This is a genomic window from Streptomyces sp. NPDC101237, from assembly GCF_044767465.1.
Taxonomy (GTDB): Bacteria; Actinomycetota; Actinomycetes; order Streptomycetales; family Streptomycetaceae; genus Streptomyces; species Streptomyces gramineus.
The window spans coordinates 163698-187694 of record NZ_JBIWNY010000005.1 but is presented as its reverse complement, the minus strand read 5'-3'; the positions used below and the strand labels follow the sequence as shown (position 1 = coordinate 187694).

Genomic DNA, 23997 nt, shown 5'->3' with positions numbered 1-23997 from the left:
TGGACGTGCCGGCCGTCTGCCCTGAGATGGGTGCTGGGCGTGAGCGGTTGGGTGCTACGAGGCGAGGACGCTCCGTGTCTACCCCCCGCGCATGCCGCAGACGGAGTCCCCCGGTGACGCAGGCGCACACTCCCGCGAATGCGAAACGTTGAGTGGATCTTGACGGAAATCCGGCTGGAGTAGGACCTTGCCCCCCGCTAGCGTCGAGTCACTCGTGTCGTCCTCCGTGTCATCGGTAACCGGGGGCGCGGCAGGGGTGGAGGAGGGGGATGAGCGGCGGCGGTGACATATTCGTCGACTTCGACGTGCTGCGGCGCGTTCGGGACGACATCCGGCACGTGGGCGAGATCATGCGGCACCCCGGCCGGGAGATGGACGAGGTCGACGGCGCGGCCATGGGGGTGCTCGCGCTGGCCGTGCGGATGAACGACTTCGGCGACGAGTGGTCGTACGGCATCAAGCAGATCGAGAAGTTCTCCGATGCGGCCGTCAAAGCCCTTGACGGGATACAGAGGGCCTTCGAGGGCCTCGACGACCGGCTGGCCGAGGAGCTGCGAAGGTCACCGGAGGTCGGCTCGGTATGAGCGATCTCTTCTCGTGGCCTTCTCCCACACAGTGCTCGCCTCTGCGGGGGGAGTTCACGGCCCTCGGGTTCGTCCCCTGCCCCGGTGACCCGCACGCCGCGAGGCAGGTGGCTGACATCGTGCGGCGTACGGCCGACGCGCTGCACGAGATATCCGACGTGCTGCACGGCACCGGGCAGGGCGACTGGAAGGGGCACCACGCCGAGGCCTTCCGGGAGCGGTTCGAGGACGACTTCCAGCCCCGGGTGGATCAGGCGAGGCGGTCGTTCGGCAAGGCGGCGACGGCGTTGCGCGGCTGGGCCGATGCCATGCCCGACTGGCAGCGCGAGGCGGCTGTCCTGGAACAGCGGGCGCGGGACGCTCTCGCCGCCCGGCAGGCGGCCGAACGGCGGCTGGCCGGTCTGCCGCCGGCCTTTCCGACCGCCCCGGACGCGGAGGACGACGCCGGGTTCGCCAAACGGCAGAAGAACGAGAAGGACAGGGCCGCCGCGGAGCTGGCGATCTCCACCGCCTGGGCTGACCTCGACAGAGCGCTCGCCGAGGCGCGCAATCTCGCGATCGACTTCGACCTCGAAGGCCGAGCCGTCGCAAGACGCCTCGACAAGGCGATGAACATCGCTCCGGACGAGCCCGGCGTGTTCGACCGGCTGGGCGACGCGGTCGCCGGGATCGGGAAAGCCCTGGACGCGATGAACCGAGCCGCCGACGATGCCGCGAGCGCGGCGGTGGGCGATGCCGTCGAGTGGCTCACCGAGCATGCGAACTCCATTGCGGCACTCGGAGACGTACTCGGGACCGTCAGCGCGGGTCTCGGAGCGATCTCACTCGGCCTCGCCCTCGCCGCGCCCGAGACAGGCCCGCTGGCGCCTCTGCTCCTGGGCGGGGCCGAGGTGATCGGGCTCGCCTCGGGAGGCCTCTCGCTCGGCGCGCTGGCGGTGCACGGCACGGCACGTGCCGTGGGGGGAGATGGCGTGGTCTCCGATCGGACCCTGGCCGAGGACGCTCTGGGTGTGCTTCCCTTCGGAGGCGCTCTCAAGGGGGTGTCCCGCGTGGCCGCCGAAAGCCGTCTCGCCGTCGGCGCCGCCAACTTCGGCCTCGTGGACACCGTAGCGGCGTTCATGGGGGATCCGACGGCACTCGGATACTGGGCTCCGGAGAACGAGCGGCAGGTCGCGGAGGACGTGGTCGTTCCCGGTGGGGCGCTTCTGGTGGCCTTCGAGAACGCCTGGCACGCCGGAAGCGAGAAGGACAGGGCGGCTCGGGAGAAGGAGCAGGCGTCGCGATGAAAGAAGCCGAGATTCCTGGCCACTTCGACGGGCGGGGGCGCGTCGAGTTCAGCCTGAGCGGCCTTGAGGCCGGACAGTCCGACACGATCAGCGCGATCGCGTTCGAGTTCGGCTATGACCTCGCGGCGACCGAAGTGCGGAGCAGGAGCACGATGCGCCTGGTCTTCGTGAGGGACGACTCCCCGACTGCCCGTCAGCGGGCCGGGCAGACCCAGGACCGGCTGCGCGCCGGAGGCCCGTTGCTCATGACGTGGGCGGTTCCGGTGCCCGGCACGGGACAAAGGGCGTCGCAGCCCACTCTCACCGCCGTCGAGCTGGCGTCGAAACGTCGAGGTCTCGCCGCCTACGAGAGCAATGGCGTCCGCGGGCTGGTGGTTCTCGCCGCCGTGCTCAGCGCGGGCTGTCTCGTCCTCGCCTGGACACTGCGCAACGGACCTGTCGGGGCCGTCGTGCTGGCGGTCCTGTTCGCCGTGGCGCTGGCCGTGACGGCGGTACTCGTCCCCTCGCTGACTAGACGCTGGTACGAGAAGAACCGACGACTGGTAGACCTCCACGACCGGCAGCGGGCCGGCGCCGTGGGGCCTCCGCCACCTCCGCCCGACCGCTTCGGGCAGAGAGGGTAGGCCGGTGATACGGGTCGACTTCTCGCTGCCTGTGGAGTTCCAGGAGATCTCCCTGGAGACGGCCGCCAAGGCCGGTGAGGAAGCGGAGCCGGCGGGCGACGCGAGTCAGGTCATGCGTCGCGTCTCGCGCTTCCTGACCGATGTCGGTGTGCTGTACGCGGCCGACTGTCTGCACACCTTCGAGGGCCGCCCCTCGCTCGGGTCGCTCGCTGTCGCCGTCGTCGACCAGCCGTACGGTCGCAGCGCCGTCACGGCGGCACGCGGAGCCGTGCACGCCGTCCTCGGATCCAGGGGAGGAAGCTGGAGCGGACGGGTGGTGCACGCGCCGTGCGGGCCGGCCGCCGTGTTCACCGGTGGCCGGACGCAGACCCTGCCCACTCCGCTCGCGCCGCACGCAGGTACCGGGCCCATCGAGGTGTCCACCGCGCAGTTCCACGCCATGATCCCGATTCCACCGGCAGCCGCGGACGGAGAAGGACAGCACATGTGCCTGCTGGTCTTCTCCACGCCCCAGCCCGCGCATTGGGAGAAGTGCTACGCACCCGTCGTCGCGGGCGTGCTGCGAAGCCTGCGCTTCTCCGGTGACGGCCGTCCCTGACGCCGTCGGCGGGGACGGCCGACTCAGGAGGCCGACGCCCCGTGACAAGCGTCGTAGGACTGCGTCTCGCCGCACCAGCACTCCGAAGCCCGTTGCGGCGGCCACGCCACCGCCCGCCCCCGCGCCGCCAGTGTCGTCGCGTACTGGGGGAGGAGGGTCGTGTCCGACGGGGAGGAGCCCTCGGAGGCGGCGAAGGCCTCGTAGGAGGGGACCGTGGCGGTGACGATGCCGAGGTTGGCCGTGCCGGAGGCGGAGAGTTCGCGCAGGGAGGATTCTATGGTGGAGAGGTGTTCGGGGTGGGACGGGTACTCCGTGGCCAGGTCGGGGTAGGCCGAGAGGAGTTCGGTGAGCTCCTCCGCCGGCCAGTGCAGGACCGCGACCGGGAAGGGGCGGGAGAGGGCCTCGCGGTAGGTGCCGAGTTCCGCGCGGAGGCGGGAGATCTCCGCTTCCAGTTCCGCGGGGTTGTCGGAGCCCAGCGACCACACGCGCTTCGGGTCGTGGAGTTCGTCCAGGGAGACCGAGGACGAGTGGAGGGTGTCGGCGCGGGCGTCCCACTCGTCGTGGGGGAGGCCCAGCATGCGGCGCACCCGGTGGCGGCCGAAGAGCACCGGGTGCGTGGCGCGCGGGGGTTCCGGTACGTCCGTCAGGAGGAGGGTCGCCGCCTCCGTGAACGTGTCGTGCGCCGCCTCCAGCTCGTCGTGCGACTCCAGGGCCTCGGCGACGATCACCCAGGGGGCCGGGTCGCGGGGCGCGGTGGTGCGGATGCCGTCGATGATCGCGCGCGCCTCGGCCTCGTGGTCGTACTCCCACAGGTTCGAGGCCTTGAGGGCTCGGACCAGCGGCGCGTTCTCCAGGCTGTCCGGGGCGGACAGCAGGCGGTCGTAGAGCGCGGTCGCGGCGGGGCGGGCGTCGGACAGCTCCAAGTGGGCCGCGGCCTGGAGGAGCAGGGCCTCGGCGTCCTCGGGGTAGAGGCCGGCGGTCCGCTCCAGGCGTGCCGCTTCGGCGGAGTGGTCGACGTTCTCGGCAGGCGTGTCGGGGCGCATGAACGACACCGTACTGCCCGCCGGTGACAAAGAAGAGACAGAGATGGGGAGCAGTCGCCTGCGAGGGGAGTCGTTCCGTGGAGTTCGTGTTCGGTGGGCGGGTCGTCGAGTGGCGGGGGCCCGCGCCGTACTACTTCGTTCCCGTGCCCGAGGAGGAGTCGGAGGAGATCCGGGGCGTCGCCGCCATGGCCTCGTACGGGTGGGGTGTCGTTCCCGTCGCGGCGACGGTCGGCGGGGTGACCTTCGAGACCTCCCTGTTCCCGCGCGACGGCGGGTATCTGCTGCCGCTGAAGAACGCCGTGCGCGGGCCGCAGGGGCTGGGGGCGGGGGACGAGGTGCGGGTGGAGATGCGGGTTCTGTTGCGGTAGGGGCGCCGGGGTGGGGCGGACCCTGGGCGTGGTGGGCCCCGGCGCCGCCGGTACGGCTAGCGCGTCACTCCGTCGATCTGGAGCGTCTGCACCGCCTTCGCCGGGACCGGCACCGCCACCTTCTTTCCCGAGACGTACGTGTCCGCGTACGCCTTGTACGCGTCCCCGCCCGTCGTCACCGTGGTCCAGCGGGGGACCAGGCCGCCCGTTCCGCCGGTCACCGTGGTGAAGCCGGAGAGGTCGAAGGTGAGGGTCTGGGCGGAGGCGGCGGTGTTCAGCGCCACGATCACCAGGCGTTTCGCCGAGGGGTCGTAGGCCGCCACCGCGTTGCTCGCGCCGGTGTCCAGGATGGTCATCCCCGGGCGGATGTGCCGGCTGAACTGGGCCATCACGTAGTACTTGGTGGTGACGGCACCGGGCGCCAGCGTGTTCGCGTCGTACGCGATCATCGCCCAGTTCGTGGAGGGGTCCATGACCTGCCAGTGGACCCAGGCGGTGGGGTGCAGCCAGCGGAAGTCGTAGAGGAGGTTGAAGGCGAGGGTGTAGCCGGTGCCGTCGTCGTCGCCGGTCTCGGAGTTCCACAGGGCCTTGCCCGCCGTGCTGACGACGTCCGTGTAGAGCAGGTCGCGGCGGCCGCCGGAGCCCTGGTAGCCGTGGACGTTGACGCGGTCCACGTAGCCCTTGGTGGTGGACGAGAAGGAGTTCCAGGTGGTGCGGGCCAGGTCGTAGCTGGTCTCGTCCGAGGCCGAGATCTTCGTGGCCGTCAGGCCCCGGTTGTTCAACTCGCTGCGGAGGTAGGGGAGTACGGCCGCCTGGACCGTGGCGTCGATGTGGCAGCCCTCCTGGGTGCCGGTCGCGGTCCACCAGGAAGACGAGGGCTCGTTGAAGGCCTCGACCGTCGCGAAGTTCACGCCCCAGTTGTTCTTGGCGTACAGCGCGACGGCGGCGAGGTGCAGGGCGTGCTGGCGGTAGTTCCAGGATTGGAGGTTGTTGCCGCCGCCGGCCGCTCCGGACGGGTTGTGGTTGTCACACATCCACCACATGGGGGAGTTGGCGAAGAGTTCGGCCTTCGCGCCGCGGTTCACCGCCTTCACGAGCATCGCGCGCTGCGTCGCGTCCGCGGTCCAGTCCCAGGCGGAGGAGGTGGGGTCCTCGTTGGTCCAGTCCTGCCAGTAGCCCTCGATCTGCTTGAACGCGGGGATGTTCGGGGAGGCGACCATCGACTCGCCGTTCACGCTGTTCCAGCTGCACGCGCCCAGGTTGTAGCGGGCGATGTTCAGGCCGAGGCCGGGGAGCGAGGTGGTGCCGTACGTCGTCGACCTGGTGGTGAAGAAGATGTCGGCGAAGTCGTCGCGGGCGCCGAAGACGTTCGCCCACCAGGCCAGCGAGGTGCCCCAGCCCTCCCAGGTGCCGTACGACGTCGAGGGGCTGACGGCGATGGTCGCGTCGGCGCGGGCGATGCCGGTGGCCAGGGTGCTGCCCAGGAGGCCGCCTCCCGCGGCGGCCAGGAGTGTCCTGCGTCGGATCATGGCTGTCCCTCCACCTCTCCGTGTGGTGCAAAAGCCGTACTCCGTACGGGCGTTGAGTCGGTCCCCGTAAGGGCGTCGAGTCGGTCCCCGTGCGTGCCCACAGGAAGCATCGGGTGTGGCGCGTGAGGTTGTCGAGGGTTGCGACAGTGCTTGCTAAAACCGGTGGAGAAAGGGGTGGCGGGGAGGGCTCGTGGCCGACGGCCGTACGGCTCTGGTGACTTGAGCGCCGCCGCCTTATCGTGCGGGGCCAACCGGTGCGGCGGGAGGTGTGCGGTGCGGCGGGTCGTGGGGCACGGTGACCGGCGGTGGCGGGCTCGGCGACGGCGGGTGCTGTGGAGCGGGGGCGAACTCCTCGTCACCGTGGGCGTGGTGCTGATGCTGCTCGTCGTGCACCAGCTGTGGTGGACCAACCGGGAGGCGAAGCAGGGGGCCGAGCGGAAGGTGGAGGCACTGGAGCAGGAGTGGGGCCGCTCCGGGGGCTCGGGGAGTTCGGGCGCCGAAGGGAAACGGGCGGCGGGTGCGGCCGGGTCCTCGTCGTCCGGCGGGGCCTCTGGGTCCGGCCGGCGGCAGACGTCGTACACCCCGGTCCGTGCCTCCCAGGCGTACGCGGTCCTCGTCGTCCCGCGGCTCGGCCTCCGCGTCCCGGTCGCCGAGGGCGTCAGCAAGCCGGACGTGCTCAACCACGGGTACGTCGGCCACTATCCCGGCACCCAACAGCCGGGCCAGGAGGGGAACTTCGCGCTGGCCGGGCACCGGAACACGCACGGCGAGCCGTTCCGGTACCTGCCTCGGCTCCGGCGCGACGACACCGTCGAGGTGGAGACCAGGAGCGCGACCTACACCTACGTCGTGGACCAGATCCTGCCGCAGACCTCGGCGCGCGACTCGGGGGTCATCAGGGCCGTACCGCGGTCGGTCGTGAAGCCGTCGTACGGGTACACGGAGCCCGGCCGCTACATCACCCTCACCACCTGCACGCCCGAGTTCACCTCCCGGTACCGGATGGCGGTGTGGGGGAAATTGGCGTCGGTGCGGCCGCGCGGGTAACCCGTGCGTGGTTTTGCCGTCCCTTGGGTCCGGCCATACCTGCCGCATAACCGCCCTGCCTAGTCTCTTGGGTTGACATGTGCACAGAGTGAAGTACGGGGGTGGGCTGCATGTCGGACCTGAAGAAGGAAGCCGCGTCCATGCACAAGGCGGCGTCGGGGCTGCGGAGCGTGGGGCAGCACACGGCGAAGCCGTTGCAGCAGTTCGAGGCGCAGAGTCATGACCTGGGCGCACTCGGGGCGTTGGGGTCGATGCTCGGGGCGAAGGGCGAGATAGAGAAGGGCATGACCACCCTGGCCGGGCTCACCAGGCAGCTGGCCGAGGAGTGGGACGTGGAGGCGAAGCTGATCGGCGGGGTGTCCGACGCGTTCGATCTGCTGGACGTGCTGATCGCGACCGCGGCGCAGGGCGAGAAGGGCTGATCCGGACGTGGTCGACCTCAACCCCCTGCACTACGTCAGCAAGTTCAACCACATGTTCGGCGACTCGGTCGCCAGTGGTCTTGAGTTCCTGGGCATCTCGGATCCCGCGGTGGACCCGGACGGGGTGCGGGAGATCGCGAAGAAGTGGCGGAGCCTGGCCACGGGGCTGGACGACGCGGCGACCGCGGCGGAGCGGTCGCTGCGGGGTGTGGAGTGGGAGGGCAAGGCCGCCAGGGAGTTCGGCAAGCGCAACAAGGCGGCCCGCAAGCAGGCGACCGAGATGGCGCACGCGCTGCGCGAGGGTGCCAAGGCGCTGGACGACTTCGCGGACAAGGCGCACGAGTTGCTGTCCGAGATCGGCGTGATGCTCGCGGAGATCGCCGAGTTCGAGATCGCGGGTCTGGCGCTGTCGGTGCTGACCGCGGGCGCCTCGGACGTGGCCGCCACCCTGATGGCCGGTGAGCGGGCGCTGAAGGTCGTGGCGCTGGTCGGGCGGATCGAGGAGGAAGGCACCGCCCTCGGCAGCGCCGTGCGCGGGGTCATGGAGGTCATCCGCGGGGTGGAGCGGGCGCTGAAGGCGCTCAAGGAGATCCGCGGGGTCGCGGCGGTGGCCAAAATGGCCAAGGAGGGCGCGACGTTCACCGCGTTCACCACGCTGCTGGAGGACCCGGGGGCGTTCAAGGACCCGGAGAAGCTGGCCGGGATCCTCGCCGAGGGGGCGGCGATGGGGGTCGGGTTCGGGGTGCTGGGGAAGGCGCTCGGCAAGGGGCTGAAGGCGCTCAAGCCCAGTGAACTGGCGAAGCTCACGCGACTGTTCGAGTCGGGTGGAGGTCTGTCACGGCTGCGCCTGCGGCCCGGAGAGCTGGAGGAACTGGAAGCGGGCGTGGCCGCCGCGGAGAAGGAGTGCAAACTCGATCCGATCGACGTGGCCACCGGGACGGTGATCCTGCCGCAGACCGATGTGGAACTGCCCGCGTCGCTTCCGTTGATACTGGAACGCACCCATCTGTCGTCGTACCGCTTCGGGGGATGGTTCGGTCCGTCCTGGGCCTCCACCCTCGACCAGCGGCTCCAGGCGGACGACGACGGCTTTGTCTTCGCCGCACCCGACGGCACACGGCTCGTGTACCCGCCCCTCCCGCCGGACTCGGCCGAACCGGTCCTGCCCTCCAACGGCCGCCGCCTGCCGCTGTCCTGGGACCGCGAGATCGACGGTGCGCTGCGCATCACTCATCCGGACACCGGCCTGTCCTACGTGTTCCACACCCCGCGTCCCGTCGACGACCGCGACGCTCTCGACCTGCCGATCCAGGTCATCGAGAACCGTCACGGACAGCGGATCACGGTCGAATACGCCGACGACGGGATGCCCGTCGGCGTCGCCCACTCGGGCGGCTACCGCCTCGGCCTCGACCGGCACCCCCGCCTTCCGCGGATAGCGGGGCTGCGCCTGCTGGACGCCGAGGACGACCGATCCCAGGGGACGCTCCTCGAAACCTTCGGCTACGACGACAACGGCCGGCTCGTCGAGGTCGGTGACAGCGCGGGCCTTCCACTCCGGTTCACCTACGACGACGCGGGCCGGATCACCTCCTGGACCGACCGGAACGACAACAGCTACCAGTACACGTACGACGGGCGGGGCCGCGTGGTGCGGACCACGGGCACCGGCGGATACCTGACGGGGACGCTGGACTACGACGACGAGTCCCGCACCACCGTCGTCACCGATGCCCTCGGACACAGCACCCGGTACGAGCACGACGAGAGACTGCGGCTGGTCCGGCAGACCGACGCGCTCGGCCATGTCACCCGCTGGACGTTGGACACCGAAGGCCGGTTGACCGCGTTCACCGATCCGCTGGGCAACACCACCCGGCAGGGCTACGACGCGCGGGGACTTCTCGTGTCCGTACGCCGGCCGGACGGCGCGGAGACGCGCGCCACCTACGACGAGCGAGGCCTTCCCGCTTCGATCACCGGACCCGGCGGCGGCATCTGGCGTCAGGAGTACGACGAGCACGGCAACCGTACGGCCGTCAGCGACCCCATGGGCGTGACCACCCGCTTCTCCTACACCCCGCTCGGCCTGACAGCTACCGTCACCGACGGCCTCGGGCGCACGACGGATTTCCGCTACAACCGGGCCGGCCTGCCGCTCACGGTCACCGATCCGCTCGGAGGGGTGACGCGCTATGCCTACGACCGGCTGGGACGCCAGACCGCCGTCACCGACCCGGCGGGCAACACCACCCGACTGGAGTGGAACCTCGAAGGCCTGCCGATCCGGGTGACGGGCCCGGACGGCAGCAGCGAATCCTGGTCCTACGACGCCGAGGGGAACCGCACCTCCCACACCGACGCACTGGGCGGGGTCACCCGTTTCACCTACGGTGCGTTCGACGTCCTCGCGTCCCGTACGGACCCCGACGGCGCCCACTACACCTTCGCCCACGACACCGCCCTGCGCCTGACCGAGGTGACCAACCCGCAGGGTGCGACCTGGCAGTACACCTACGACCCGGCCGGCCGCCTGACCGCCGAGACCGACTTCGACGGCCGCACGCTCGGCTACGCCTACGACGCGGCCGGACGCTTCCGCTCCTGCACCACCCCGTTCGGCAGCACCATCTCCTACGAACTGGACGCCGCGGGCCGGCCCGTCGCCAAGGACGCGGACGGCGACCGCACCACGTACACCTACGACGAGGCAGGCAACCTCCTGGCCGCGGCCACCGCGTCGTCCTCCTTGGCCCTGGAACTCGACCCCGTCGGCCGGATCCTGGCGGAGACGGTCGACGGCCGCACCACCCGCTACACCTACGACGGAATCGGCCGCCGCACCGGCCGCACCACGCCCAGCGGTGCCGTCACCGTGCTGTCGCACGACGCGGGCGCCCTGCCGACGGCCGTGCGGCTGGCCGGTCACACCGTCCACGTCACCCGTGACGAGGCGGGCCGTGAGACCGCCCGGACCTTCGGCCCCGCCGACGCACCGGTGGCATTGACACAGTCTTGGGACGCGCTCGGGCGCCGCACCGGCCAGCGGCTGGCGACCGGCCACCGGACCCTCCGCTCCCGTGCCTACGGCTACCGTCCCGACGGCGGTCTCGTCTCGGTCACCGACCTGGCCGGCGGAGAGAGCCGTCGCGTGACCCTGGATCCGGTGGGGCGGCCGCTCACCGTCACGGCGGACGACTGGAGCGAGTCGTACGCGTACGACGCGGCGGGCAATCAGACGTTCGCCCGGTGGCCGGACCAGGCGCCGCATCCGGAGGCGCGTGGCGCGCGTACCTACGACGGCACGCGTATCCGTGAGGCGGGCGCCGTGCGCCACGAGCACGACGCCGGGGGCCGGATGATCCTGAGACAGCGCAGACGGCTGTCCCGTAAGCCGGACACCTGGCACTACGAGTGGGACCCCGAGGACCGTCTGGTCTCCTGCACCACGCCGGACGGGACCCTGTGGACGTACGACTACGATCCGCTGGGCCGGCGTACGTCCAAGCACCGCATGGGTCCGGACCGGCTCACGCGCGTGGAGAGCGTCCGCTTCACCTGGGACGCGACCCGGCTGGCCGAGCAGACCGACAGTGCCACCGGGGCCGTCACCACGTGGGAGTACGAGGACGACCGGCCGCTCGCGCAGCTCGAACGGCGCGGCGGCATCCATCCGGTCCCGTCGCCGCCCGGTTCCCCGGAGTCCTCCGGCGGCCCGGACAGCGTCGATTCGCGTTTCTTCGCGATCGTCACCGACCTGGTCGGCACCCCGACCGAGCTGGTCTCCGAGGACGGCCGGATCGCCTGGCACAGCCGAGCCACCATCTGGGGCACCACGGCCTGGAGCCGCCGCTCCACCGCGTACACGCCGCTGCGTCTGCCCGGCCAGTACGCGGACCACGAGACAGGCCTGCACTACAACTTCTTCCGCCACTACGACCCTGACACGGCCCGCTACGCGACTCCTGACCCACTCGGCCTGGCGCCGGCTCCCAATCCGGTGGCCTACGTCGACAATCCCGAGACGTGGAGCGACCCGCTGGGGCTCGTGCCGAAGGCCTGCAAGCAGGATCGCTACAAGTGGGACGGGAGTGTCCGCTTCGGCAAGCTCGACGACCTGGACCGTCCGACCGGGATCTTCGCGGCGCTGCGCAAGGAGATGCTGAACACCGGAAGCGAGGCGGGCACGACACGGACGCCCGGCTGGCGCGGAGACGGCACCGCCTTCAACGAAGCCCGCGGCCATCTGCTGGCCAATATCCTGGGTGGCCCCGGCAAGGGTCCCTACGCTCGGCAGAACCTGGTCACCCTGACGCAGAACCCGGTGAACACACCGGTGATGAAGGCGATCGAGGCAAAGGTCTACAAGGCGGTGGACAAGGGAGAGATCGTGCAGTACTCGGTGAAGCCCATCTATGAGGGAACGAATCCCGTCCCGATCCGGCTCGAGATCTCTGCCCACGGAAACCGAGGATTCTCCCTCCACGAGCCGCTGGAGAACCCGGCTGCCGGTGTCCGGACCGCCGTGCCCTAGCCGTGCGGCGGTTCTTCCCGTTCACCTGTCGCCCCATCAAGGACGCCCATGCCCCCCACCACGCCTCCCCGCCCCCTGGACATCGAGGCGGAGTTCCCCGACCTGGCCGGCTACCGCGGGACCAGCACCCGGCTGCATCCGCGCCCGGGCACCCCCGGTCCCGACCAGAGTTCCGTCGGCGGCCCGTTCCTGTGGCCCGACGGCGAGCCCTGGCCGGTCTGCACGGAGCCTCACCCCCGGGACCGTGGCCGCCGGATCGAGGACGTCCACGAGGAGCGGCGGGTGAGCGCGGCGGCCTGGAGCAGAGGGGACGGCGGTCCCACCGAGGAGGAGCGGGCCGTGCTCGCCGGACTGGAGCGGGAGCACCGGATTCCCGGGCTCGGGGACACCGACCCGGTACCGCTGCTGCCCGTCGCCCAGCTCTTCGCGCGGGACGTTCCCGGACTTGTCGTACCCGAGGGCCGTGACCTGCTTCAGGTCCTGTGGTGCCCGTTCGGCGCGCATGACGGGCAGGCGGCTCCCGGGGTCCATCTGCGCTGGCGTACCGCCGCCGCGTGCGTGCCGTTTCCCGATCCTCCGCGGCCGGCCGTGGTGGGGGACGAGGGATACGTGCCGGAGCCCTGCGTGCTCGATCCGGAGCGGGTCACCGAACACCAGTGGGCCGAGTTGTTGCCGGAGGAGCTGCGGCTGCGCATCGCGGAGTGGGAGGAGGCCCTGTGGGAGGAGGCGGACGAGAACGGTGACGACGGGGACGACGCGCTGTCCTACGACGCCGACTTCGCCGTGGCCCCGGGCTGGAAGGCCGGCGGATTCGCGCGCTGGGGTGTGACAGGCCCTCAGGAGCTGGTCTGTTCCTGCGGCAGCCCGATGCGACTGCTCCTCGCCGTCGGCTCGGCGGAATGGGAAGGGGTGCGCGGCAGTTGGAGGCCGCTCGAAGAGGCGGCGTCGGCGGGCGCCGACGAGACCGCCGCCCGGACGCCGACGCGCGTGGTGGTCGGGCGGGGCGGCTCGCTGCTCGTGTTCGTCTGCTCGGCGGATCCCGCACACGAACACCGCGTCAGCCTTCAGTGAGGAGCCCGGCCCTGCCGCCCCCTTGGCGCTCCCGCAGCCCCAGCACCGCCAGCGCGGCCACCCCCGCCAGCCCCGCCGACACCGCCAGCGCCATGTTCGCGCCGTGGCCGGGGCCGCTGCCGGACGAGGTGACGATGGCGATGGTCAGGGCGACGCCCGCGCAGGAGCCGATGTAGCGGAACGTCTGCTGGGCGCCGGAGCCCATGGCGGCGCGGGCGGCCGGGACCGACTCGACCGAGAGGAGGGGCAGGGCCGCGTTCAGGAGGCCGCTGCCGATGCCGCCGAGGATCAGGCCGGGCAGCAGGCGTTGCCAGGAGCCCGAGTCGATGGCGCCGAGCATGGTCAGGACGCCGGCCGCGTGCAGGGCGAAGCCGGCCGCCAGTTGCAGGCGCGGCGGGACGCGGCCCGCGAGGCGCTTGGCCTGGAGCGCCACCGTGAAGGACAGGCCCGACCAGAGCAGGAACAGCCACGCGGTGTCCAGCGGGGTCAGCCCGAGCACCTGCTGGAAGAGGACCGGCAGGAAACTGAAGAGGCCGATCACCGCGAAGCCCGTGAACAGGCCGCCGGCGGAGGAGGCCAGGAAGGCCGGGCGGCGCAGCAGGCCCAGGTCGATCATGGGAGTGGCGGTGCGGCGCTCCACCAGGACGAAGACGGCCAGGAGGACCACCGCGGCCAGGAACAGCAGCCCCACCTCGGTCCGCAGCCAGCCGTCGCGGCCCAGGGTGAGCGCGGCCACCAGGCAGACCAGCGCCAGGCCGAAGGTGAGGGCGCCCGGGATGTCGGGGCGGCCGCCCCGCGGTGACCGGGACTCGGTGAGAGCGCGCGGTGCCAGGGCCGCCACCAGCAGCGTCGCCGCGGCCAGGACCGCGTAGGCCGCCCGCCAGTCGGGCAGCGCGGCCGCCAGGAGCGGGCCGACCGCGATGCCGCCGCTGACGAAGGCGCCCCACACGCCGGTCGCGTGCAGCCGGCCGCGCGGGCTCGGGTAGGCGTGCACGAGCAGGCCGAGGCTGCTGGCGAGGATCGCCGCGCTGGCCGCGCCCTGGGCGATGCGGGCCAGCGTGAACAGCCAGGTGGAGTCGGTGAACGCGCCGAGTGCGGTGGTGATGCCGAGCGTGAGCGTGCCGAGCAGGAAGATCCGGCGGCGGCCGAAGTCGTCGGCGAGGCTGCCGGCCACCAGGAGGAGCGCGGCGAGGCCGAGCGGGGTGCCGTTGATCAGCCAGGCCTGGGCGGAGAGCGGGGTGTGCAGGTCGGCCGCGGTGTCCCGGAGGGTGACGACGGGCGCGGTGTAGGTCATCAGGCTCACCGCGGTGGCCGCGCTGGTCAGGGCCAGGGTGGCGCCGGCGCGGGGCGCCGGGCCGGGGTGGGGTGCCGTGGGCTCGTGCCGGGTGTCCGGTGCCTCGGCCGCAGCAAGGGTTCGTTCATTGAACTCAGCCATGGGGGTACCGTAGCACCGTAGGTTCGTTCATTGAACCTGTAGCGGACGGACTGACTAAGGTGGTCCCCATGGCACTGGGCAAGGACTATGCGACGCAGGAGTGCTCGATCGCCCGCGCGCTGGAGGTGGTCGGCGAGCGGTGGACCCTGCTCGTCATCCGTGACGCGCTCTACGGCGTACGGCGCTACAACGACTTCCTCGTCCACCTCGGCATCCCGCGCGCCGTCCTGTCGGCCCGCCTCAAGGCGCTCATCGAGCAGGGGATCCTGGAGAAGCGCCGCTACCAGGAGGCGCCGCCCCGCGACGAGTACGTCATCACCGAGCGCGGGACCGAACTGTGGCCCGCCATGCGCGCCCTCGCCGTCTGGGGGCGCGACCACCTGACCGACACCCGGTTGCGGTACTTCCGGCACGCCGACTGCGGGACCGAACTCGGTTCGTACGGCGAATGCCCCGCCTGCGGAACTCTCGTGCCCGTCGCGGACGTTGTCGTGTCACCGGGCCCGGGACTCGACCCGGACCCGGCCGATCCGGTCAGCCGGGCGCTCCTGAAGCCCAAGCGGCTCCTGGAGCCGCTGGAGACGGATCCCGCGTAGCGGGTGGCGAGAGGGAGCGAGGGGGAGGGGGTGGCGGACATGCGGAGGAACGGCCGTCGGGCCCCGCGGTCGACCCCGGCCGCCCTCCTGCTGCCGCTCCTGCTCGACCTGCTGCTGCTCGACTCCGGCAGCCTCTTCACCACCGTCGCGCTCGCCGCGACCGCGGCCGTCGGCTCGGCCCTCGCGGTCACCGCCTTCCGGGCCGCGCGCCCGGCACCCGCCGTGCCGCCCACCCGGGTCCGCACGGCGATACGCGACCGGGCCCGGCGCACGGCCTTCCTGCCGCAGCGCGACCCCCACGCCCAGGGCCGCAGCCGCCCCCGAGCCCCCGGACACGCCCTCCCGGCGACCACCGCGTAGGACACCCGTCCCACCCGCCGGGTGTCCTCGCGCGGGTCGTCACGCCGTCGCACCTCTTCACCCACGGCACGACGAGACCCCCGGGGGGCTCCCACCCATGTCCGTTTTCGCTGCCCTGGTCGAGCGGCCGGCCGTTCAACCTCGTGCGCGCCCGGCGGGCCGCGGCGGACACGGCGGGCGCGGCCGGTGCGGCGGGCGAGGAGCTGCCGGGACTGGCCGCGGTGACCAAGGCCGCGCCGTACCTGTCGTACCTGACGCTGCTCACGGTGGCCGTGGTGCCGCTGGCCGCCGCGCTGTACGTGGTGACCAGTACGACGTGGAGCGCGGTGGAGCGGGCCGTGCTGTACCCCTGACCGCCCGCCCGCCCGCCCGCCCACCCGCCCGCCCGCCCGTCCGCCCGCCGTCCGCCGCATGACCGCGGTCCAGTACATGAACAGGGTATTGCCCGCTGCATCCGAATCTTGGACGATCGACCAGTCCTCCGATGGCTGCACCCATCGGCCGGGCGACTGCTGTCAAAGGAGATGGTGACGACCATGAAGCTGCTGCGAGTCGGTACGGCAGGAGCGGAGCGGCCCGCGCTGCTCGACGCCGAAGGGGTCCTGCGGGACCTGTCGGGGATCGTCGAGGACATCGACGGAGCCCTGCTCGCCGACGAGGCCGCCCTCGGGCGGGTCCGGGCCGCCGCCGAGGCCGGCGCGCTGCCCGTGCTCGACGCGGACGGACTGCGGGTCGGACCGCCGCTGGGCCGCATCGGCAAGATCGTGTGCATCGGGCTCAACTACCACGACCACGCCCGCGAGACCGGGGCCGAGCCGCCCGCCGAACCGGTCATCTTCTTCAAGGCCGCGGACACGGTCGTGGGGCCGGACGACACCGTGCTGGTCCCGCGGGGGTCCGTGAAGACCGACTGGGAGGTCGAACTCGCCGTCGTCATCGGGCGCACGGCCCGCTACCTGACCGATGACGAGGACCCGCTGGCGTACGTCGCCGGGTACGCCGTCGCGCACGACGTGTCCGAGCGGGAGTTCCAGATCGAGCGCGGCGGGACCTGGGACAAGGGGAAGAACTGCGAGACGTTCAACCCGTTCGGGCCGTGGCTGGTGACGGCGGACGAGATCGCCGATCCCCAGGACCTGTCGCTGAAGCTGTGGGTCAACGGCGAGCTGAAGCAGGACGGGACCACGGCCGAGCAGATCTTCCCGGTCGCGGAGGTCGTCCGCTACGTCAGCCGGTTCATGGTGCTGCACCCCGGTGACGTCATCAACACCGGGACTCCGGCGGGGGTCGCGCTCGGGGCGCCCGAGCCGAAGCCGTATCTGCGCGGCGGTGACGTGGTGGAGCTGGAGATCGGGGGGCTGGGGAGGCAGCGGCAGGAGTTCAAGGACGCGTAGACGCTCCGCTGGGGGAGGGGGTGAGCTGCGTGGGCGGGTGCGACGCCGTCGTGGTCGCTCGCGCAGTTCCCCGCGCCCCTTACGGGGCGCTCCTCACGGGGCGCCCCGTGAGGAGCGCCCCGTAAGGGCTGTCAGAGGTTCAGGAAGCGGCTCAGGGCCTCCACCACCAGGCGGTGGTCCTGGAGTTGGGGGAGGCCGGAGACGGTCACCGAACCGATCACGCCCACGTTCTCGACCGTGATCGGGAAGGAGCCGCCGTGGGCCGCGTACGTGTCGGGGTCCAGGCGCGAGGACTCCTCGAACGTCGTGCCCTTGGCCCGGAACCGGGCTCCCACCAGGTAGGACGCGGCGCCGTAGCGCTCCACCACCCGGCGCTTGCGGATGATCCAGGCGTCGTTGTCGGGGGTGGAGCCGGGCAGCGCCGCGTGGAAGAGCTGCTGGCCGCCGCGGTGGATGTCGACGGCCACCGGGGCCTGCCGCTCCCGGGCCATCTCCACCAGGAGGGAGCCGAGGGCCCACGCGTCGTCGTGGGTGAACTGCTGGAAGACCAGGACGCGTTCCTGCTTCTCCAGCTCGTCCACCGACGGGGTGAGTTCGGGGGTGGACCTGGGGGTGATCTGCGGGTGGTGCATCAGAGGGTCACCGTCACCTTGTCTCGCGCCGAGCGGCGGGCTGCTTCCAGTACGTCCAGGGCGGCGGCCGCCTCCAGGGCGGTCACCGGGTTGGGGCCCTCGCCCCGCAGGGCCGCGGCGACGGCCGCGTAGTAGGCGGGGTAGTCGCCGGGCAGGGTCGCGACGGTACGGCCGCCGCCGGTCACCGGCGACTCGCCCGCGCCGACCGTGCCGTACAGGGACTCCGGTTCGGCGCCCCAGCCGGGACCTGGGCGCTCGCCCTCGCGCAGCGCCGCCTCCTGCGGGTCGAGCCCGTACTTGACGTACCCGGCCTTCGAGCCCAGCACCCGGAAGCGCGGGCCGAGCTGGGCCGCCGTCGCCGAAGCGTAGAGGTGGGAGAGGACGCCGCTCGCGTGGGTGACGGCGATGAAGGTGTCGTCGTCGGTCTCGGCGCCGGCGCGGCGGATCACCGACTCGGCGTACACCTCGGTGGCCGGGCCGAACAGGACCAGCGCCTGGTCGACCAGGTGGCTGCCGAGGTCGTAGAGAAGACCTCCGATCTCTGCCGGGTCGCCGGACTCGCGCCAGCCGCCCTTGGGCTGCGGGCGCCAGCGCTCGAAGCGGGACTCGAAGCGCCACGGCTCGCCGAGTTCGCCGTCGGCCAGGAGCTTGCGCAGGGTCAGGAAGTCGTTGTCCCAGCGGCGGTTCTGGAAGACCGAGAGCAGCAGGCCGCGCTCCTCGGCGAGGGCGGCCAGCTCGCGGGCCTCGGCGGCGGTGCCGGCCACCGGCTTGTCGACCACGACCGGCAGGCCCGCCTTGAGCGCGGTGGTCGCCAGCGGGACGTGCGTCCTGTTCGGGGAGGCGATGACGACCAGGTCGAGGTCGTCGGCCCGGTCGAACAGCTCGTCGGGGCCGGCGACGGTACGGACCTCGGGGAACTCGGCCTTCGCCTGTGCCTGCCGCTCGGGGTTCGAGGTGACCACCGTGTCCAGGACGAGGCCCTCGGTGGCGGCGATCAGGGGGGCGTGGAAGACCGAGCCGGCGAGGCCGTAGCCGATGAGGCCGACGCGGAGGGGAGTGGCAGCTGTCATGCGTCCCACTTTGGCAACGCTGTTGCCAAAGTGCAAGCGGCAGGGAGAATGAGTGGCGTGAACAGGACGACGAGGAGCGGACGCCCGGACGCGGCCGGAGCGAATCTGCTCGCCGTGCGCAGTCACAACACCGCGCTGGTGCTGGACCTGCTGCGCACGGCGGGCGCGGACGGCATCAGCAGGCTGGAACTGGCCGCGCGCACCGGCCTCACCCCGCAGGCGGTCAGCAAGATCACCGCCAGGCTGCGGGAGGAGGGCCTGGCCGCGGAGGCCGGGCGGCGCGCGTCCACGGGCGGCAAGCCGGCCACCGTGCTGCGGCTGGTGCCGGAGGCCGGGCACGCCGTCGGGCTGCAGCTCGACCGGGACGAGCTGCGCGCGGTGCTGGTCGACCTCGACGGCACGGTCGTCGGCGAACGGCACGGCGGCCTGGACCTGGGCGCGGGTGCGGCGGCGGTGCTCGGGGCGGCCGCCGGGCTGGTCGGCGAGCTGCGCGAGGAGGTTCCCGAGGAGGTCCTCGGCGTCGGGGTCGCGGCACCCGGACCGCTCGACCACGTCCACGGGGTGCTGCACCGGGTCACCGGGTTCCCCGAGTGGGACGGCTTCCCGCTGCGGGACGCGCTCGCGGAGCGGCTCGGCGTGCCCGTCGTCGTCGACAAGGACAGCAACGCGGCCGCCCTCGGGCTCGCCGTCGGCGGTGAGGGCGGCTCCTTCGCCTACCTGCACCTCGGGACGGGCCTCGGTGCCGGACTGGTGATCGGCGACAGCGTGCACCGCGGGGCGCGGACCGGGGCGGGCGAGTTCGGGCACCAGGTCATCCAGCTGGACGGACCGCCGTGCCACTGCGGCAACCGGGGCTGCATCGAGGCGCTGTGCCTGGCGGCGGTGGACCGGGCGGACCCGAAGGAGGCGGCGCGGGTGCTGGGCGCCGGGGCCGCGAACCTGGCCGCGCTGCTCGACATCGACCTCGTGCTGCTCGGCGGCCGGACGATCGCGGCCGCGCCGGAGACCTTCGTCCGCGGGGTCGCCGAGGTCCTCGACGCCCGCGCGCGCCGGGAGGGCAGCCTCGGTACGACCGTTCCCGTCCGGCTCGCCCCCGGCAGCGACCGGCGCGTCGCGGAGGGCGCGGCCCAGCTGCTGCTCGCCCCGCTGTTCGGCCGGGCCGACGGCTGAGGGGGTCCGATCGGGCGGTGTCGGTGTGCCCGCGCGGAGTGGCGCCGGGCCGGTTCCGCCGGCGCCCGGCATGATCACATGATCATGCGACTGAGCGTGTCACCGTCCCTCTGCCTGGCCGCAGCCGCCGTTCTCGCCGCCGTGCCGCCGGCGGCCGCCGTGCCCCGGCCGTCGCCGGAGCTCGCCGTGCTCCCGCGGCCGGCGGCCACCGTCTCCGCCGATGCCTCCGGCGCCTCCTGCGCGGCCGCCGACGAGCAGGGCTTCCCGCTCACTACCCGTATCCACGACGGCCCCACGTCCTACGAGGCCGGCGGCGGGTACGGCACCTGGTACCTGGACCTCACCAACACCACCGGCCGCGTCTGCGCCGACGTCCACCCGGTCGTCGTCCTCGTGGACGACAAACGGGTCCTCAAGCCGTCCCAGGCCGAGCTGGAGTTCTACGACGGCCCGCGCACCCGCCCGGTCCCGCTGACCGAGACCGACGAGTCCGAGCTGGTCGGCGTGTTCGACGGGGACGGCTTCCCGGGGCTCACCGTGGCGCCCGGCGCGACCGTCTCGGTCAAGGTCAGGCTCGCCGTCGCCTCCGACGCCGTACGGAACGGCGTCACGGCGAACGCGGCCGTCGTGCAGCGGCGCGGCTCGGACGGGGACTGGGTGGGGGAGTCGAACGCCTACCGGTTCGGCATCGGCGGCGAGCCGCCGCCCGCGAGCCTGGCCCCCGCGGTGCCCTCCGTCGGGGCCGAGGTCGGCCCGCCGACCGCCGGCCTCACCGCCGCGCCGTCCTCGGCCGCGAGCAGCCCCGGAGCAGGCTCGGACGCCAGCCCCGGGGCCACCTCCGACGTCTCGCCCGGTGCCACGCCCGCGGGCACCTCGGGTGCCTCCCCGGGCGGCGACCCGCTGTTCGGGGAGGCGGCCGAGGAGGCCGGGGAACGCGCCCGTGAACTGGCCGGTACCGGTCTCCGCGCGGCCCACGGACTGCTCGCGGCCGCCGTCGCGCTGCTCGCCGTGGGAGGCGGTGTGTACGCGCTGGCCCGCAGAGGGCGCTGAGCGCTGCCCCGAGCCGCCTGCCCGACGCCGGGCGCCGCCGTCTGCGACCATCCCCGCGTGGACTACCCGAACGACCAGGTCCCCGGCGCCCCCGTCCGCTCCGGCATCCCGGAGCACGGCCGCATCCCGAAGTACTACGCGGTGAAGGCGCGGATCGACCACCTCGTCGGCGGTCTCGGGGAGGGCGACGTCATCCCCACCGAGCGCGATCTGGCGGAGGCGTACGGCGTCGCCCGCGAGACCGTACGGCAGGCGCCGCGCGAGCTGGTGCTGGAGGGCAAGCTGCGCCGGCAGGGGCGCGGCACGGTGGTCGCGGGGCCCAAGCTGGAGCAGCCGCTCTCCCTTGCCGGCTACACCGAGGGCGTGCGGCGCCAGGGCCGCACCCCGGGCCGTGCCCTGGTCACCCTCGACCGGAACCCGGCGAGGTGATGGCCCCGCTCGGGCCGTCCGGCTCCGGCAGGACCACCGCGCTGCGGGCGGTCGCCGGGTTCGTCCGGCCCGCCTCCGGGCGGGTGTTCCTACCGGGTGATCGACGGGGTCGCTCTCACGCCGTCCTGACTAGGCTGGGGGCGTCGGTACGCCGTGGTTCCGGCGCCCCAGCCCACGTACGCCCCGCACGCCAGGAGACGCACCACATGGCAGACCGCAAGCCCATCGAGTCGTGGCTCACCGACATGGACGGCGTCCTCATCCACGAGGGGGTCCCGATCCCCGGAGCGGACGCCTTCCTGAAGAAGCTGCGGGACTCCGAGAGGCCCTTCCTGGTCCTGACGAACAACTCCATCTACACCGCCCGGGACCTGCACGCACGGCTGCGCCGGATGGGCCTGGACGTGCCGGTGGAGAACATCTGGACCTCGGCGCTCGCCACCGCCCAGTTCCTGGACGACCAGCGGCCCGGCGGCAGCGCCTACGTCATCGGCGAGGCCGGCCTGACCACCGCGCTGCACGACGTCGGCTACATCCTCACCGACCACGAACCCGACTTCGTGATCCTCGGCGAGACCCGCACCTACTCCTTCGAGGCGCTCACCAAGGCCGTGCGCCTGATCAACGGCGGCGCCCGCTTCATCGCCACCAACCCCGACAACGTCGGCCCGTCCGTCGAGGGCGACCTGCCCGCCACCGGCTCGGTCGCCGCGCTGATCACCGCCGCGACCGGCAAGGAGCCGTACTTCGTCGGCAAGCCCAACCCGCTGATGATGCGGGCCGGGCTCAACGCGATCGGCGCCCACTCGGAGACCTCCGCGATGATCGGCGACCGGATGGACACCGACGTCCTCGCGGGCCTGGAGGCCGGCATGCGCACCTTCCTGGTGCTGTCCGGCGTCACCCAGCCGAACGACGTCGACCGCCACCCGTTCCGGCCCTCCGAGGTCGTGGACTCGATCGCGGACCTCGTCGACCGGATCTGACCAGGTCAGACCCGCCCGTCCCAAACCTGATCTCACCCGTTCGGACCAACAAGGCGCCCCCCGAGGATGCGGGGGCGCCCCGTGCGGGGGAGCCTCCAGATATCTGGAGGTTCACGATGGGCTCATTTCGCCTCACTCTCTGTACCGGACTCCTGGCCTGCGCAGCCGGCCTCTCCCCGACGGCCGCCCGAGCGGCGGACGGCCAGGGAGTCACCGTGACCCCGGCCTCCCCGGCCCCCGGCTCGGTGGTGGCCCTGCGGGTGAGCGGCTGCTCCGGAACGACCGGCGCCGCCGCTTCGACGGCCTTCGTCTCGGACGCCCCCGTCAGCGGCTACGACGGCACCCTTACCGGTCAGAGCCAGGTCCGCTCCACGATCGGCGCCGGCGCCTACGACGTGAAGGTCACCTGCGGCGGCCAGGTCGTCACCGGCACCGTCACCGTCGTGGGACGCTCGGCCCTCGCGCAGCCGGACGGCTCCGGCGTACTGCAGGCCACGCCGGTCGCCCCCGTGCACGCGGGCGGCGGCGGCACCGCCCCGTTCGCCTCGGTCGAGCCCCGCTCGACCGGTCCCGACACCGCGCAGGCGGTCACCGGTCTCGTTCTCGTCGGGTTCGCCGCGGCCGCCGTCGGGCTGCTGGGCGCCCGGCGGAGGCACGGCTCACGCTGAGGAGACGGCACGACGATGTCCGACGACGACACCGAACGACCCGCCGGTACCGGGCGGCTGCTGACCGGCGTGGCCTGGGCGATCCTGCTGCTCGGGCTCTGGCTGTGGGGCCGCGGGGTGACCGAGGTGCCCGACGGCATGTCCGGCCCGACCACGGGCGACGTGGCCGCCGTCGGCCGCCCCGCCGGCGCCGAACTGCCGCCCGCCGCGCAGCCGCTGACCTCGGCTGCGCCGGAGCGCATCGACATTCCCGACCTCGGCGTACAGGCCCCCGTGGTGGCCCGCGGCCTGGACGCGAAAGGCGGCATCGACCCGCCGCCCTTCGACCAGCCCGGCGTGGTCGGCTGGTACGGCTCCGGGACCGAACCGGGCGCGGCCGGCACCGCCATACTGGTCGGCCACGTCGACACCGAGACCCGGCCCGCGGTCTTCTACAAGCTCAGCGCATTGCGCCCCGGCGAGACGATCCGCGTGGTCCGCACCGACGGCACGGTGGCCCGGTTCACCGTCGACGACGTACGGGTCCTGCCGCGCGACCACTTCGACGCCCGACAGGCCTACGGCGCACGCGAGTCGGGCCGTGCCGAACTCCGGCTGATCACCTGCGGCGGCACCTTCGACCGGACCAGCCACAGCTACACGGCGAACGTGGTCGTCTCCGCCTACCTCACCGGAGCCGGCACGTGACCCGCGGTTGATCCACGCCGGACGCACCCGGCCCGGTCGGCAGTCCGCTCCCCTGAGACCGCCGGCCGGGCCGGTCCTCGACCGCGCGCGCCCGGGCTGCGGGAGTAGCCCGGCGGCCGGCGCGGGAGGCTGAGAGGCACGAGGGGGGCCGGGCCACCCGCAGGCGACTCTAGAGGGGAACCGGCGCCCGGGCCTAGGTTCACGCCCGCCCGGCCTCCTCCCCGCCGCCCCCGCCGGTGACGGCTCCCCGGCGAGCCCGCGTGGTCTCGTGGTGAGTGCGGGCGGGTACGTCACGATCGTCCCCCGTGGTCGGGTACACGTCGGGTACACCCAGGGGGGAATCGGAAGTACCACAGCAGGGGGGCGGGCCGTCGGTCCGGGCGTGGGCACGGGGAGCGGCGCCGCTGCTCGCCGG

At 72.6% G+C, this 23997-nt stretch carries 22 protein-coding genes and 2 pseudogenes; 19 read left to right on the top strand and 5 right to left on the bottom strand.

Annotation, left to right across the window (positions count from 1 at the left end; all coding sequences use genetic code 11):
• Positions 1–269: 269 nt before the first annotated feature.
• The 4 genes from ACIRQ9_RS10270 to ACIRQ9_RS10255 all read left to right on the top strand — a co-directional run bounded on the left by ACIRQ9_RS10270 (position 270) and on the right by ACIRQ9_RS10255 (position 3091).
• Complete coding sequence (locus ACIRQ9_RS10270; protein WP_404169457.1) at positions 270–584, top strand: hypothetical protein; 315 nt, start codon at positions 270–272, stop codon at positions 582–584.
• Between the two features lie 119 nt (positions 585–703).
• Positions 704–1870 carry a hypothetical protein gene (locus tag ACIRQ9_RS10265; protein ID WP_404169454.1) on the top strand — a complete coding sequence of 389 codons (1167 nt, stop codon included), beginning with the start codon at positions 704–706 and terminating at the stop codon, positions 1868–1870.
• Positions 1867–2493: a hypothetical protein gene (locus ACIRQ9_RS10260; protein ID WP_404169451.1), complete on the top strand. Its 627-nt coding sequence runs from the start codon at positions 1867–1869 to the stop codon at positions 2491–2493. Before ACIRQ9_RS10265 ends, ACIRQ9_RS10260 begins: the two co-directional genes overlap by 4 nt.
• A 4-nt stretch (positions 2494–2497) precedes the next feature.
• On the top strand, positions 2498–3091 hold the full coding sequence (locus ACIRQ9_RS10255; protein WP_404169448.1) for a hypothetical protein: 594 nt from the start codon (positions 2498–2500) through the stop codon (positions 3089–3091).
• Positions 3092–3114: 23 nt separating this feature from the next.
• Here the strand turns inward: ACIRQ9_RS10255 and ACIRQ9_RS10250 are convergent, their stop codons facing one another.
• Complete coding sequence (locus ACIRQ9_RS10250; protein ID WP_404169446.1) at positions 3115–4134, bottom strand: hypothetical protein; 1020 nt, start codon at positions 4132–4134, stop codon at positions 3115–3117.
• A gap of 77 nt (positions 4135–4211) precedes the next feature.
• On the opposite strand from ACIRQ9_RS10250, the gene ACIRQ9_RS10245 reads away from it, so the two are divergent.
• Positions 4212–4502, top strand: a complete 291-nt coding sequence (locus ACIRQ9_RS10245; RefSeq protein WP_404169443.1) for a DUF1905 domain-containing protein — start codon at positions 4212–4214, stop codon at positions 4500–4502.
• Positions 4503–4558: 56 nt separating this feature from the next.
• On the opposite strand, the gene ACIRQ9_RS10240 is transcribed toward ACIRQ9_RS10245, so the two are convergent.
• Entirely contained in the window at positions 4559–6031 is a 1473-nt protein-coding gene (locus ACIRQ9_RS10240) for a beta-1,6-galactanase (RefSeq protein ID WP_404169440.1), read from the bottom strand.
• 273 nt (positions 6032–6304) lie between these two features.
• On the opposite strand from ACIRQ9_RS10240, the gene ACIRQ9_RS10235 reads away from it, so the two are divergent.
• From ACIRQ9_RS10235 to ACIRQ9_RS10220, 4 genes are all read left to right on the top strand, one after another.
• On the top strand, positions 6305–7078 hold the full coding sequence (locus ACIRQ9_RS10235; RefSeq protein WP_404169437.1) for a class E sortase: 774 nt from the start codon (positions 6305–6307) through the stop codon (positions 7076–7078).
• A gap of 110 nt (positions 7079–7188) precedes the next feature.
• Complete coding sequence (locus ACIRQ9_RS10230; protein ID WP_404169434.1) at positions 7189–7500, top strand: hypothetical protein; 312 nt, start codon at positions 7189–7191, stop codon at positions 7498–7500.
• Positions 7501–7507: 7 nt separating this feature from the next.
• Complete coding sequence (locus ACIRQ9_RS10225) at positions 7508–12034, top strand: DUF6531 domain-containing protein (protein WP_404169431.1); 4527 nt, start codon at positions 7508–7510, stop codon at positions 12032–12034.
• 48 nt (positions 12035–12082) lie between these two features.
• On the top strand, positions 12083–13105 hold the full coding sequence (locus tag ACIRQ9_RS10220; protein WP_404169428.1) for a hypothetical protein: 1023 nt from the start codon (positions 12083–12085) through the stop codon (positions 13103–13105).
• Here the strand turns inward: ACIRQ9_RS10220 and ACIRQ9_RS10215 are convergent.
• Positions 13092–14540: an MFS transporter gene (locus ACIRQ9_RS10215; RefSeq protein ID WP_404169425.1), complete on the bottom strand. Its 1449-nt coding sequence runs from the start codon at positions 14538–14540 to the stop codon at positions 13092–13094. The genes ACIRQ9_RS10220 and ACIRQ9_RS10215 overlap by 14 nt on opposite strands.
• A gap of 68 nt (positions 14541–14608) precedes the next feature.
• Here ACIRQ9_RS10215 and ACIRQ9_RS10210 point away from each other — a divergent pair, with 68 nt between their 5' ends.
• From ACIRQ9_RS10210 to ACIRQ9_RS10195, 4 genes and pseudogenes are all read left to right on the top strand, one after another.
• A complete protein-coding gene (locus ACIRQ9_RS10210; protein ID WP_404169422.1) occupies positions 14609–15136 on the top strand; it encodes a winged helix-turn-helix transcriptional regulator in 528 nt (175 codons plus the stop codon).
• Between the two features lie 39 nt (positions 15137–15175).
• On the top strand, positions 15176–15496 hold the full coding sequence (locus tag ACIRQ9_RS10205; RefSeq protein ID WP_404169419.1) for a DUF6412 domain-containing protein: 321 nt from the start codon (positions 15176–15178) through the stop codon (positions 15494–15496).
• 134 nt (positions 15497–15630) lie between these two features.
• Positions 15631–15849 (top strand): annotated as a pseudogene (locus tag ACIRQ9_RS10200) (hypothetical protein); the annotation flags it as partial.
• Positions 15850–16032: 183 nt separating this feature from the next.
• Positions 16033–16890: a fumarylacetoacetate hydrolase family protein gene (locus tag ACIRQ9_RS10195; RefSeq protein ID WP_404169416.1), complete on the top strand. Its 858-nt coding sequence runs from the start codon at positions 16033–16035 to the stop codon at positions 16888–16890.
• Positions 16891–17021: 131 nt separating this feature from the next.
• Here ACIRQ9_RS10195 and ACIRQ9_RS10190 read toward each other — a convergent pair whose 3' ends face one another.
• Positions 17022–17522: a heme-degrading domain-containing protein gene (locus tag ACIRQ9_RS10190; RefSeq protein ID WP_404169413.1), complete on the bottom strand. Its 501-nt coding sequence runs from the start codon at positions 17520–17522 to the stop codon at positions 17022–17024.
• The gene (locus ACIRQ9_RS10185) at positions 17522–18592 is read right to left on the bottom strand and encodes a Gfo/Idh/MocA family oxidoreductase (protein ID WP_404169410.1); all 1071 of its coding nucleotides are present in this window, start codon (positions 18590–18592) and stop codon (positions 17522–17524) included. Before ACIRQ9_RS10185 ends, ACIRQ9_RS10190 begins: the two co-directional genes overlap by 1 nt.
• Before the next feature lie 48 nt (positions 18593–18640).
• Here ACIRQ9_RS10185 and ACIRQ9_RS10180 point away from each other — a divergent pair, with 48 nt between their 5' ends.
• The 6 genes and pseudogenes from ACIRQ9_RS10180 (at position 18641) to ACIRQ9_RS10155 (ending at position 23582) form a co-directional block, all read left to right on the top strand.
• Positions 18641–19762 (top strand): ROK family protein, encoded by a 1122-nt coding sequence (locus ACIRQ9_RS10180; RefSeq protein ID WP_404169407.1) that lies wholly within the window; start codon positions 18641–18643, stop codon positions 19760–19762.
• A gap of 84 nt (positions 19763–19846) precedes the next feature.
• A complete protein-coding gene (locus tag ACIRQ9_RS10175) occupies positions 19847–20812 on the top strand; it encodes a hypothetical protein (protein WP_404169404.1) in 966 nt (321 codons plus the stop codon).
• Positions 20813–20869: 57 nt separating this feature from the next.
• A pseudogene (locus ACIRQ9_RS10170) lies at positions 20870–21232 on the top strand (GntR family transcriptional regulator); the annotation flags it as partial.
• A 215-nt stretch (positions 21233–21447) separates the two neighbouring features.
• Entirely contained in the window at positions 21448–22227 is a 780-nt protein-coding gene (locus ACIRQ9_RS10165) for an HAD-IIA family hydrolase (protein ID WP_404169402.1), read from the top strand.
• 215 nt (positions 22228–22442) lie between these two features.
• Positions 22443–22895, top strand: a complete 453-nt coding sequence (locus ACIRQ9_RS10160; protein WP_404169399.1) for a hypothetical protein — start codon at positions 22443–22445, stop codon at positions 22893–22895.
• Between the two features lie 15 nt (positions 22896–22910).
• Positions 22911–23582, top strand: a complete 672-nt coding sequence (locus ACIRQ9_RS10155) for a class F sortase (RefSeq protein ID WP_404169397.1) — start codon at positions 22911–22913, stop codon at positions 23580–23582.
• Positions 23583–23997: the final 415 nt, after the last annotated feature.

Bases quoted from the DNA above. Each gene is read 5' to 3' on its own strand.
- ACIRQ9_RS10270 (WP_404169457.1), top strand. From the start codon at position 270: ATGAGCGGCGGCGGTGACATATTCGTCGACTTCGACGTGCTGCGGCGC.
- ACIRQ9_RS10260 (WP_404169451.1), top strand. From the start codon at position 1,867: ATGAAAGAAGCCGAGATTCCTGGCCACTTCGACGGGCGGGGGCGCGTC.
- ACIRQ9_RS10250 (WP_404169446.1), bottom strand. From the start codon at position 4,134: ATGCGCCCCGACACGCCTGCCGAGAACGTCGACCACTCCGCCGAAGCG.
- ACIRQ9_RS10240 (WP_404169440.1), bottom strand. From the start codon at position 6,031: ATGATCCGACGCAGGACACTCCTGGCCGCCGCGGGAGGCGGCCTCCTG.
- ACIRQ9_RS10230 (WP_404169434.1), top strand. From the start codon at position 7,189: ATGTCGGACCTGAAGAAGGAAGCCGCGTCCATGCACAAGGCGGCGTCG.
- ACIRQ9_RS10220 (WP_404169428.1), top strand. From the start codon at position 12,083: ATGCCCCCCACCACGCCTCCCCGCCCCCTGGACATCGAGGCGGAGTTC.
- ACIRQ9_RS10215 (WP_404169425.1), bottom strand. From the start codon at position 14,540: ATGGCTGAGTTCAATGAACGAACCCTTGCTGCGGCCGAGGCACCGGAC.
- ACIRQ9_RS10210 (WP_404169422.1), top strand. From the start codon at position 14,609: ATGGCACTGGGCAAGGACTATGCGACGCAGGAGTGCTCGATCGCCCGC.
- ACIRQ9_RS10205 (WP_404169419.1), top strand. From the start codon at position 15,176: ATGCGGAGGAACGGCCGTCGGGCCCCGCGGTCGACCCCGGCCGCCCTC.
- ACIRQ9_RS10195 (WP_404169416.1), top strand. From the start codon at position 16,033: ATGAAGCTGCTGCGAGTCGGTACGGCAGGAGCGGAGCGGCCCGCGCTG.
- ACIRQ9_RS10190 (WP_404169413.1), bottom strand. From the start codon at position 17,522: ATGCACCACCCGCAGATCACCCCCAGGTCCACCCCCGAACTCACCCCG.
- ACIRQ9_RS10185 (WP_404169410.1), bottom strand. From the start codon at position 18,592: ATGACAGCTGCCACTCCCCTCCGCGTCGGCCTCATCGGCTACGGCCTC.
- ACIRQ9_RS10180 (WP_404169407.1), top strand. From the start codon at position 18,641: ATGAGTGGCGTGAACAGGACGACGAGGAGCGGACGCCCGGACGCGGCC.
- ACIRQ9_RS10175 (WP_404169404.1), top strand. From the start codon at position 19,847: ATGCGACTGAGCGTGTCACCGTCCCTCTGCCTGGCCGCAGCCGCCGTT.
- ACIRQ9_RS10165 (WP_404169402.1), top strand. From the start codon at position 21,448: ATGGCAGACCGCAAGCCCATCGAGTCGTGGCTCACCGACATGGACGGC.
- ACIRQ9_RS10155 (WP_404169397.1), top strand. From the start codon at position 22,911: ATGTCCGACGACGACACCGAACGACCCGCCGGTACCGGGCGGCTGCTG.